Genomic DNA, 11,301 nt, shown 5'->3' on the forward strand with positions numbered 1-11,301 from the left:
TCTGCACACTGTTTCTGAGTGATTGAACGCGTTTTTAGGCTCATGCTGCCTTAGTTTGAATTGTTATTGATATGTTTTAATTTGATGGGTGTTGTTCAATGTGTTGCACCAATATGGTTCAACCGTTTTTTGATGCGGCCTAGATAATCCCTAGATAGCCTCAAAAAGTTGGGAGCACTCTAGCCCATGCAGCAGTAAGGCTACAGACGAGTCATTGCATCAACCCTAGTGGAGGATGCAATAGCGTGCGTTTGTTTCTTTAGTGTTAAATGTTGGCAGTGGGGAGAATAGGGTGAAAGCTAAGGTTTTAGACTGTTTTAGGTGAACAGTAGCTGTCTAGGCCTAGGCTTACTTTAGCCGAGTGCCACTTTACCTATATTAGTCATCTTGCATGGATAGAAAGGGAGCGATGATCATGTGCAATTATGAGGAATTTAGACTTTCAGATGGGTGGATTTTGTGTCTCGCCGATGCTCACGGTTTGATTGAAACCGAACGCGACACCTTATGGTGATGAGAATCACTCTCAACTCGATGTAGATGCGAACCATTATCATCACGGGTCCTTCTGGCGCGGTTGATTGCGGGGGCAGTGACGCGCAGTGCTTCACTACATATGAGGATTTTAGAGGGCTTGGTTGTTGTTTTATTAACGGGCTTTTAGGGGGCGTTCATAATTTTGAACGCTATATATGGTGTTGATTATAAATAATTATTCTCCTTACTTTCTCAGAAGCTCAAAAAATAGGTATGCTCGGATATACCAACTTCGACAGATCGATTTTGTGATCCTTTGATCTTTGTTGAATGGGCCGATATTTTGCCTCTATTGCTAAGTGAGTCGCTATTAAAGTAGAGAGTAGTGAAGTAAGAAACCAACCTTTAGTTTGATTACATCAGAGCGCACCGCCAAGGCATATCGATTCGTTCTAGGTTTATCCCAAAATCAGTTAACTGATAACTAAATCATTCAAAATTTGCTAACCGGTTAGTACTGTATATGGTTACTGCGATTATATACAGTATTCTAAGGGGCATATTCTTCCCTTTATTACAGTCTCTGCGCATGCTGGGATCAGTGGTTTTGAGACACTTGCAGCTGAGCTTAAGTCTTGACGTGCGACTTGTGCAGCATCCTAGCGCTTCGTATGTGGAGATTACCGAGGGGGGATTTGATGCTGACTGAGGGGATTTATGATGGTGACTTGCTGATTGTAGATAGGCATATTACTGCACAGCATGGAGCTGACTTCATTCTGCTAATTGTGAACAGCCGCCTGTAGATTTGAAAATTCTCAATTAAAAGTGTCCAGTTTGAGTTGACCAGTACAAAAAGCCCTGTTCTAAAAGCCTAAAAAGCTCGGAAATCTGGTATCGTCTTGCTTCGGTCAACTGCTGATAATTCATAGTGATACTCTTTTACTTTGGCGAGATAAAGCGTACTACTTTCAGTAGTTGGCTTCTTCTACGACTCAATTAGAGTGTCCCAGTTATTATCTGAATTCTGGAGTAACTACAAAAGTAACTTGAGTCGTCTATTTTCAGATTAAGCCTAATGAATAAGGTAATTATTTGATATCTCTACCTAATAATATTGTGAAAGGATGCCTTGATGTTAGACCGTAAACAGAATTATTTTGAAAAGCTTTTTTTGCAATTCAAAGCCTTTCAGAATGAAGAATTTGCATACCAGCAAGTCCTAGAAGTTTATCTCTATAGAAAGCCTGCTAAAAAAAGCTTGTCGATTGTTAATCGAGAAGACTGCTTTTGGCATTCAACATTCATTTATGATTTCCCACCTCATCTGTTTGAATCTGAGGATTTTATCCTAGCCTTAGCCCGTTATTTTGCACAGGACATCGCTGCTAATCCTAAGTTTATCTCAATGGTATTAGCGAAATCGCCAAAAACCATCATAACGGCGATCAGAAGATCTGAGATAGTACTTAAGAAAGAGCATACTAAGTGGCATGAAATTAACCAGCTATCGAGCCAATACCCAAATATACTTGAAGGTTTGATTGAGACATGTCATCAATTCCAACAAGCTCACGAAGATAGAATAGGGCTGATAGCAAAGTACAGCAAACCATTTAAAGGTATATCTTTATTCGAGTTTTTGTCATTTTCTTCTGTATATTTTTTCAAATATCAAATAGAACAAACCATATCATTTGACGGTGGTGTGATAAGTGTAAACTCAAAGTTGAGAGCGCTTACGGAGTTAATACATTGGAAATTAAGACATTCACCAGATACTGACTTCCATCTGAATGATAATAAAATTGGTAAATCATTAAAAGCGTATCATGCCCCATTAGTATTCCCATCTAATGAAGACAGTACAGCTGCAGATTCATTACTGAATACGTTTAGTCAATTGATGCAAGTACAAGTCGAACTTGATGAGTTTTTGTCGCAAAGCGTATATCCATTTTGTTTTGACGATTCATTACATTTTTCAGTAACAAATGGAAGGTTAATATTTGAGCGTTTTGGTGAAGGTATAATTAATAATTGGGATCGTAATGGGAACAGACAGCAACTTCTTAAAGGTTACTGGTTTAATATAGCAATGGAAGAATTTATTACTGCAGGAATGGCCAGTGTACAGATTGGTTCTGTTGAACACCATGACAACAATCAAATCGCTTACTTAAAAGCCTTAGCAAGTAAGTTGGAACTACAGAAACTATATGGTTTTCAGGAGTTTGTTAAGCTCGATAACGGGTTTAACGTTAATTTATTCCAAGCTTTACTATCTTTAGAGCTCATGGTCGTATTTTATTTCAAAGAGAACATTGAATCGTTCTATCATGAACATGCTCAACTAGGTGATTGGCAAAAAGCCATTGGAATGGTTGCAATAAAAGGGATCGCTATAGGTCAAAATCGATTTCCTATAACTTGGTCTTTATGGAAAGAGAAAGTTAATAACATTGTCGGTTGGACTGTTTCCAAAGACTTACCTAAAGGGAGCATTAAGGCTGCTGAGGCTATTTTAGAGTTTTGGTGCCTTGATATGAAAAAGCTCAGTATTGAATTACGCCAATCGAAGTTTGAAAAGATACAACCACTTTACGAAAAACCAGTTTTTAAAATCGGCAGTCATTGTGTTCAACTTCCTTGGTTGATGTCTACACAGTATGGTTCGCTGAGTGCAGTGAATAATCTTCGACGTTTTGCCAATCTGCGCAGTTCATTAAAAGACGAAACAACAAGAATAGAAAATCAGTTAGGTGATGCATTCGAAGGCCGTGGCTTCAATGTGATACGAAATTATACTGCAAGTACTCCAAGTGGGATTGAAGCAGGTGAGATTGATTTAATTTGTGTCATAGATAATATTGTCTTTATCATTGAAGTGAAATCAACATACTACCGTACAACTCACTCTGAGATATTTCATTACCGGGATCGTACATTACGTAAAGCTGGTATACAGGTAAGGAAAAAAGTTGAAGCGTTTGAGGATAATCTTGGCATAAATAAAGAACTTAGACAAATTTTAGGTTTAACGGTTGAAACACCAAAAGTTAAAGGTTTGATTGCTGATACTTCACTCGAGTTTGATCATGACTATTTCGCTGGTTTTATGAAAGTAAGCGTTGAAGAGCTTTTGATTGCATTGGCTGACAATGCTCATTATTTATGTAATCAAGAGAAAGAAATTACATTGTCTATGGCATCAGTTAAACCTGTTCATTTATCTTCAGAGCCTTATTCTTTGTATCCATTGGGATTTAATGGCAAAGAGTTTCTGAGGGTAATCGAGGAATCGCTTGTTTGGGCAAAGGCTGAGTTAATACATCAACCATAAGCCCTTTATAAGGAAGGCAGGTTGTATTATGCAGCTAACACATAAATAAAAGCAGCTAATCGGGCCGCAGGAGGTATCTAGTCTCCCCTGTGGCGGGCGTTAGTTGAATAAGGAAATTCCGTGGATATATTCGGATTACTGTCGGAAGCTTTAGTTCAAGTTTGGTATTTAATACCTTTATTATTCATCATCTCGCTTTTTAAGAGTCGGTGGTTTAAAGGTGTGTTCGGTGAATTTCTGGTAAACAAACTACTGGCACAGTTGCCAACGTTAGATTATACGTTGGTAAAAGACGTTACCTTGCTAACTGAAGATGGTACGACCCAAATCGATCATATTGTAGTATCTAAGTTTGGTGTTTTCGTGATCGAAACTAAGAACATGAAAGGTTGGATTTTTGGTTCAAAAAATCAAAAACAGTGGACTCAGAAAATCTATCGTCACTCTTCTAAGTTTCAGAATCCCCTTCATCAGAATTACAAGCATGTTAAAACGCTGGAATCATTGTTAAACATAGACCCATCAAAAATGCACTCAATAATAGTATTCATTGGTGACAGTACGTTCAAAACGGATATGCCTGAAAATGTCACCTATGCACGAGGCTGTTTAAACTACATCAAGCAGATCGATCAACCTGTTTTTTCGGATGCAGAGTACATTCAACTCATTGATATTATAAATAATACTAAACTTAAAAGAGGTGTTGTTACAGACTTTAAGCATCGAAAGCATATTAAAGAGCTGGTCGCATCAAAAGAGCCAGTAAAGCTATGTTCGCGTTGTGGTTCAGAAATGGTTCTGCGTGAAACTAAGCGTGGTGAGAATAATGGGAAACAATTTTGGGGTTGCTCTGGATTCCCCAAGTGTAGATCTATAGAAAAACTCAACTAAAAACGCCTCCACCGCGGTGAATTATGACGTGGGGTTTGATAAAGAAAAGAACCAATGGTGTTACATCGAAACATCACAATAATTCTTGCCAGTTACCTAACAACGCCTATAATCACTGTATATAAAAACAGTGGTGTTGACTATGCGTATTATCTCCATCTATGCCAGTGCCGGTATTACTGGCTTCGAAAGCCCTGCAGCTGAATATAGTCAGCTGGGTCTCAGCCTTGATGAGCTGTTAGTTGTGCATCCCAGCGCGACTTTTATTGGTGTCGCAAAAGGTGACTCAATGCAGGGCGTGGGCATTTTTTATGGCGATTTACTGATTGTTGACCGCCAGGAAACCGCGCGTCATGGTGATGTGATTGTTGCCAATTTCAACGGTGAATTTGTATGTAAAATCCTTGATAAAACGCATCGCATGCTGCTGTCATCGAATGAACAGCACCAACCTCAGCCTATTCACGACTACGATAATTTTACGATTGAAGGTGTTGTTATTCGTTCAATTCGTTGTCATCGCCAAAGTCCATTATTAGCGGACATCTGATGTTTGCCTTGGTAGACGCCAACAGTTTCTATTGCAGCGCCGAGCAGGTTTTTAGACCTGATTGGCGTGGTAAGCCAATGATTGTGTTGAGCAACAATGATGGCTGCATTGTAGCGGCAAACAAGCAAGCGAAAGAACGGGGCGTTCCTAAGTTTGCACCATACTTTCAAGTCAAAGACCTGTGCACGAAATTAGGTGTCATTGTTTGTTCAAGTAACTATGAGCTCTATGCCGATTTATCTGCAAAGATGATGAATATCATTGGCCGATTTGCACCAGAGCAGCATGTCTATTCGATTGATGAAAGCTTTCTCTCCTTTAAAAATTGTTACCCCGCCATTAAGTGCTTACAAACCCAAGGCCAGTTGATTCGAAAAGCGGTTTGGAAAGAGACACGTTTACCGGTTTGTGTCGGTATCGGCTCAACACTCACACTGGCTAAAGCGGCCAATCACGCGGCAAAGAAGTTACCTGGCTATCAGGGGGTGTGTGTTATCGATAATGAACAAGACCGGATTTCAATTTTACAATCAATGAATGTGAATGACGTCTGGGGCATTGGGCGCAGGATAAGCAAAAAACTTGAATTGATGAACGTAAAAACCGCCTATGACTTAGCCAAAATCCCTGCAGGTTTAGCGCGAAAGCAATTTAGTATTGAAATAGAACGCACTGTGCGTGAACTCAATGGGCAAGCGTGCAAAGTGTGGGACGAGGCGAGGGCGGATAAGAAGCAAATATTCTCGACTCGTAGTGTGGGCGAGCGTATTACCGAGTATGAGGATTTACTGCAAGCCTTAAGTAAACATGTGGCGATTGCCGCAGCGAAAGCGCGTAAGCAAGGTTCTAGCTGTAAAACCATGTTGTTGTTTGCCAGCAACTCCCCCTACGATGAACGCCCTACAGGCTTTAAAACCTTAGTGCACTTTGCTTGTGCCACCGATTGCAGCATTGAACTCACTCAAGGTATGACACAAGCAGCATCTCAACTTTTCCGTGCAGGCGTACGTTATTATAAAGTCGGTGTAGGCCTGATCGATTTGGTCAGTACCCAGCATGGCCAGTTAGATTTATTCAATGTCTCAAAAGCCAAGCCCGCGTTAATGAAGACTCTTGATTGCATCAATCAACGTTACGGCACAGACACTTTATTCATTGCTGCCCAAGGTATCGAGCAAAAATGGGCCATGCGCCGCGAGTTGCTCACCCCACAATACACAACCAAGTGGCATTGTCTGCCCGAGATAAAGTGTTGATATCTGGCAGTAGATGGATTTACAGGTTTATTCCTTAATGTGACTTTAGAGCAACAAGAAACACACATTGTGACACATGCTAGTTGATCTACTTTTTGTTATGGCACAAAGTGTCTTTGACACTAGTGAATATTAATTAGGAAGTGCCTAACATGGTTGAAAAAGAACAACTCCCAATCTTCGCTGAGAACACACTCAAACACATCTTGGACGACATTGGGGAAGTAGTTTATAGCTCCCATGAAACGTTAAGAAAAGGTGATGTTTACTTGTTGGGTTTAAACCCAGGTGGTAGTGGGCAAACGAATCCAGATACAGGCGTACCATACACGATTCGAAGTCATCTTCAGCGTATGCTGAAACGAAATGAAAACTCTTTCTATGATGAGAGTTGGGAAAACGGGCAATCTAAGTATCCTAAGTGTGGTGCGCCTCTTCAGAAACGTGTTATTGAGTTATTGAAAGGGATTGATATTGATGATCCAAGAACGGTGTGTGCATCCAACATCATATTCAAAACATCACGTAGTGCTGCTGATTTGTGTTTTGGATTGGCTGGGTTGTGTTGGCCTGTACATGAGGCAGTTTTGAAAATCATTCAGCCAAGTTTAATTCTTACTTATGGCATCGATAAAATTTCTGCCTATGCGTTTTTGAAAGCCTTATTTTTGAAAGGGGATGAAGTACCACCTCAACCATCTTTGCATGGACAGTGGAATTGTCGTGGATTCCACTGTGACATCAATGGTGTACATACATTTGTTGCGGCGGTTCCCCATCTTAGCTACTACAGCCCAGCAAATAAGCAAGATGTATTTAACTGGATCATCGCCAATCAAAAGAAGGCTAAAGCACGGCAAAACTCAGTGTAATCTCGCATCTGTCCAAATCGGGTTAACGTGCCTTTGCCCCTTTTAATGTTAAGGGCGATTGCACACTTAGTTCAGTAGAACTTCATTTGACTTACTTTTCCTCATACCATTAATGTGTTTCAATATCTGGTGTCGAGGGAACATCTCTCAAAGAGTAGACATTGGTCAAACACAGCTAATTACAGGTTGGAATTATGGTGAAGAAAATTATTCTCACCGCGATAATAGGATATGTCGCATGGTCGTTATTTATTGACGATAGTTTGAAAACATACGACGGTTGTGTTGATGCCATGTATTCCCAGTTCACCGCTATTAAAGACAGGGGAGAACGTAAAGCTATAGCTAGGTTACGTTGCGATGAGCTTGTAACTGAAGGTAAGGTTAACCCCGAATAGTCGAGTTAATCAATGGCGTGCAAACTGGTTCCCCTAGGCTGGCTCAAATCTGCCCCAAAGCTTGTTTCAAAGTTAAAAATGCAAGTAAGGCGAATAAAGCTGTGTCCATAGAAAAGCTAATGTGATGAGGTTACTTTCACTCTAGAAGTCATGTCCGCCCGATCTCTCGCTACCTCTTTGCAGATCCGCTAAAAGATTAAGTACTTGCATTCCAGTGACACGCCATAAACTCATCCCTGAGGGCTCGACGGCTGCATCTGATGTAAAAGGATGTACGAATGTCGCGATCACATGGATGTGAATGAGCGACCTTGCCGCCAACGGTCACTTCTATACAAGTACTTAATCTCGTTAATTCCCGAGTATACCTGTCGATAAATATAACAATGGATCCCTCAATAGCGTTCAGTGTATTTATAAAAACCAAAAAGAGTTGTGGGTGTCCAGCCTTTTAGATTAAATATCCCCCATGACAATTGGCTCAAACAGACTACCGAGTTTGGCAAACTATTTCACGGTCCAGTAGGAACCTTGCAAGAACTGAGCGATTACTGCGAACACTTAGAAAAACGACGACGGCATTTTGCAGCAAGCTGCCAGTACATTCACTTTAACTGACAACTGCTTATATCATTTCGAAAGCCTTGCAGAGCATCTCCCAAACACAATGGGACGATAAACCTTGTCTGAAATACACCATTTTTGAAGGGATTAGCGCAATTTATTGTCTTAGATGCTGTCCCTGCGGCTATAGGTGGTGCTTTTTTAAATGATTTTAACTTTTACAAATTGTAGACAAACGGAAAGTGTATTATGTTGTTGATTTAAAATGGGTGGCTTGGTTTATTTTTTGTGGCATTTGCAACTCTCGAAAGAGAACTCAAGAAACTATATTCGAAAGAAGCCCCCTGTGTCTGACAATAACGCATACTTTATCTTGGATGTTCAATAGAAAAGGAAGATTTCATCGTGTCTACAGAAGTGCAAAGCCTTTCCCCACTTGCCAATAAAATAGTTGATAAAGCCATCGATAATGTAACCCGAAAATTAGTTGTGGGTGTTCGTAACAGAAAAAACTCCCGACCTGATGCCAATTCTGTAGATTTCAAATCAGAACTAACTGATATTTTAAGTGCCTCGAATACATCGAGTGCTATAGATATAGCTGGTAGAACTTCCGATTGGAAAGAGGTTATCACAAAGTCATTCAGCCATGGGGTTAGCTCTCTTTCAACGATTAAATTTGATAGCGAGTTTACAGTGTCTGGTGGTGTGGCAAGGGGGCTAGACTCAGCATATGATGGTCCCGGTGTCTACGTTGTTTATGATAAACATGGTTCGCCGGTTTATGTTGGTGATGCTGAAAAAGTGAAAAAACGCTGGAGTGCTGGGCATCTAAATGAAAATAAGCAAAAAGCTAAAAATGGTGAACAGTATAAGCTTGCAGCCCAGTTTGAAGAGGGGTGTACTGTTAAAGTACTTCATACCGACACAAAAGAAACAGCAGCAGCGATTGAGGCTAATTTAATTGCAAATCATAAAGACGAGCTGATCAATAGCAAAGAAGAGTTAAAGAATAACCAAGGTACTCGCTCTAATATTGAAGCAAAAAAGATGAAAGAGGGGCTCAATTCGGATGGCGAATTGGTTGCAGGGGCAGCTAAAGAAGTAAGTGAACAAGCTGTAGCATCAGCTATTGAGGGACTAATCGCGTCAGCGATTAAGCATCTAAAAGTCGAATTGGTCGATCTCTTTAAAGGTGGTAAAACTAAAGCAATTGACCGCATGAAACGCTTTTTGCAAGCAGTATTCAATGATATTAAAAACTTAAAGACCAATTTGGAACAAATGTTGAAAGGGATTTTTGAAGCGATTATTGGGTTAGTTAGCCAAACGATTGCTCAAGTTTATAATCTCGCACGCAATATTTTTGATTTAGCAGCAAATGCATACAACGTTTATAAAGGCAAAGATTCGATGAGCACCGAAGAGATGCTTAATAAAATTATCGAAACTATTGTCATCTCAAGCTCTCTAGTTCTATGGGACGCTCTGGATGTTGTTATTGAAGGGTTAATCTTTCCATATACAGGAATTTTTACGGGAGTCATTGCAGGTATTATCTCAGCAATAGGATTCGGCATAACCAGTCATATATTATCTCAATTTGTGCCTGGGTTAGTTCAATTTATATTGGGATTTGGTTTATCGCACCAATTGGCTTTAGAGGAGCGACGCGCTTCTTATCTTCTGCTTGTTGAAAGCTACAATTTAAACGAAGAATTATATGAATCATCTGGCGCATTATTGCAATCTGAGCTTCGTGTAATGGATCAAATGAAGGTCATGACAGCTAAGTTCGAAGAGCCGGTTAAGGAAGTAAACAAAATTGAAAAAAGAAATTTTTTAAGTCAATTAAAGGAATTGGGCAATGAATGAAGTAGTAGTAGCACGACAAGAAGCGAAATCGGGTGAACTTGTTGAAAAAAGTGTCTGTGATTTATTAGGGATGCTCGATCAAATTGAAAACTCGCTTAAAACTACTGAAGAGTTGACCGATAGAGCGAAAAGTGTTGAACAGAAAGGTCACTTCAAAGCTTTTGTTTCCGGTATCTCAGGGAAGTCGGACAAAGAGCTTGCAAGTATTATTAAAGGTCTAGGTGCAAACGTAAAGGTTACGCAAGAGGTGGTTAAATTCTTGATTGAACTTGCACAGCATAAAAGTGTTGTTCAAGAAGGTTTTTTAGGTGCCTTAGATAAAAAGATTGCGGATCAGCAAAATAAACTACTGCTGCTCGATCGGAATGATGGTTCGTTGGATGAGAATGCAAAACATGTTGAGACAGCAGTGCTGACACTGTACAAGCAAGTACATGCTCAAGTTGAAAGTGAAGTAGAACTTCGCAGAAATGTTGATCGAAATATGGAGAATATCGGCGCCTTATATGAAGCACTTGATTCAAAAGGTCAAACCGATGCGGAGCAATCTGAGCAAATTTCTCAGCTTATTCAAGCAATGCGCGAAAAAACATTTAAGCTAGAGGAACTTCGTCTTTCACTAGAATCAAAAGAAAATAATTTAAACAATTTGGCACAACAAGTTGATAATCAAAGTAAAAAACTATTCACCCTTGAGCATGGGTTAGAGCTAAAAGCGCTTAAACTTGAGAAATCGATTGGCGATATTCAAGAAAACACCTCTGCCGATAAGCTACGGGAGAAACGAATTTTTAAACTTGAAGCCGAGCTGGAAACCTTAGCTCAACGCAAGATGCCACAAGCACCAGCTTACATTGCGATAGTTCTAGCCGTTGTTGCTATAGGCAGTTGCATATATTCAAATTTGGTTTAGACCTACCAAAAGATAGGACATACATAACTCTTTCAGGATTAACTGTCGGCACCGACACCGCAGCAGCTCACCTTCCCCTGCGAAGCTGCTGAAGAGCGTTGAAGAAAATAGCGTGACGCAGACAGGACGTCTGCGTAGCTTTCGGGGGGGGGGGGAGAA

General features: G+C 40.2%; 8 protein-coding genes and 1 pseudogene. All 9 read left to right on the forward strand.

The genetic code is table 11. The annotated features are described in order from the left end of the window. Nucleotides 1-1,612 precede the first annotated feature (1,612 nt). The 9 genes and pseudogenes from L5M38_RS23175 (at nucleotide 1,613) to L5M38_RS23215 (ending at nucleotide 11,142) form a co-directional block, all read left to right on the forward strand. Nucleotides 1,613-3,820 (forward strand): nuclease-related domain-containing protein, encoded by a 2,208-nt coding sequence (locus tag L5M38_RS23175; RefSeq protein WP_263168258.1) that lies wholly within the window; start codon nucleotides 1,613-1,615, stop codon nucleotides 3,818-3,820. Nucleotides 3,821-3,940: 120 nt separating this feature from the next. Further along, nucleotides 3,941-4,714 (forward strand): NERD domain-containing protein, encoded by a 774-nt coding sequence (locus tag L5M38_RS23180; protein ID WP_263168260.1) that lies wholly within the window; start codon nucleotides 3,941-3,943, stop codon nucleotides 4,712-4,714. Nucleotides 4,715-4,856: 142 nt separating this feature from the next. Then, a complete protein-coding gene (locus L5M38_RS23185; RefSeq protein ID WP_263168262.1) occupies nucleotides 4,857-5,264 on the forward strand; it encodes a LexA family protein in 408 nt (135 codons plus the stop codon). Further along, nucleotides 5,264-6,520 carry a Y-family DNA polymerase gene (locus L5M38_RS23190; protein ID WP_263168265.1) on the forward strand — a complete coding sequence of 419 codons (1,257 nt, stop codon included), beginning with the start codon at nucleotides 5,264-5,266 and terminating at the stop codon, nucleotides 6,518-6,520. The genes L5M38_RS23185 and L5M38_RS23190 overlap by 1 nt, the downstream gene beginning before the upstream one ends. A gap of 152 nt (nucleotides 6,521-6,672) precedes the next feature. Further along, a complete protein-coding gene (locus L5M38_RS23195) occupies nucleotides 6,673-7,392 on the forward strand; it encodes a uracil-DNA glycosylase family protein (protein WP_263168267.1) in 720 nt (239 codons plus the stop codon). Between the two features lie 194 nt (nucleotides 7,393-7,586). After that, nucleotides 7,587-7,790, forward strand: coding sequence for a hypothetical protein (locus L5M38_RS23200; RefSeq protein ID WP_263168269.1), 204 nt, complete (start codon nucleotides 7,587-7,589; stop codon nucleotides 7,788-7,790). 453 nt (nucleotides 7,791-8,243) lie between these two features. After that, nucleotides 8,244-8,408, forward strand: a pseudogene (locus tag L5M38_RS23205) (transposase); the annotation flags it as partial. 351 nt (nucleotides 8,409-8,759) lie between these two features. Continuing rightward, nucleotides 8,760-10,229, forward strand: a complete 1,470-nt coding sequence (locus tag L5M38_RS23210; RefSeq protein ID WP_263168270.1) for a GIY-YIG nuclease family protein — start codon at nucleotides 8,760-8,762, stop codon at nucleotides 10,227-10,229. Continuing rightward, nucleotides 10,222-11,142 (forward strand): hypothetical protein, encoded by a 921-nt coding sequence (locus L5M38_RS23215; RefSeq protein ID WP_263168272.1) that lies wholly within the window; start codon nucleotides 10,222-10,224, stop codon nucleotides 11,140-11,142. Before L5M38_RS23210 ends, L5M38_RS23215 begins: the two co-directional genes overlap by 8 nt. The last annotated feature ends 159 nt before the right edge of the window (nucleotides 11,143-11,301 follow it).

The organism is Shewanella sp. SM101, assembly GCF_025654465.1.
GTDB lineage: Bacteria > Pseudomonadota > Gammaproteobacteria > Enterobacterales > Shewanellaceae > Shewanella > Shewanella oncorhynchi.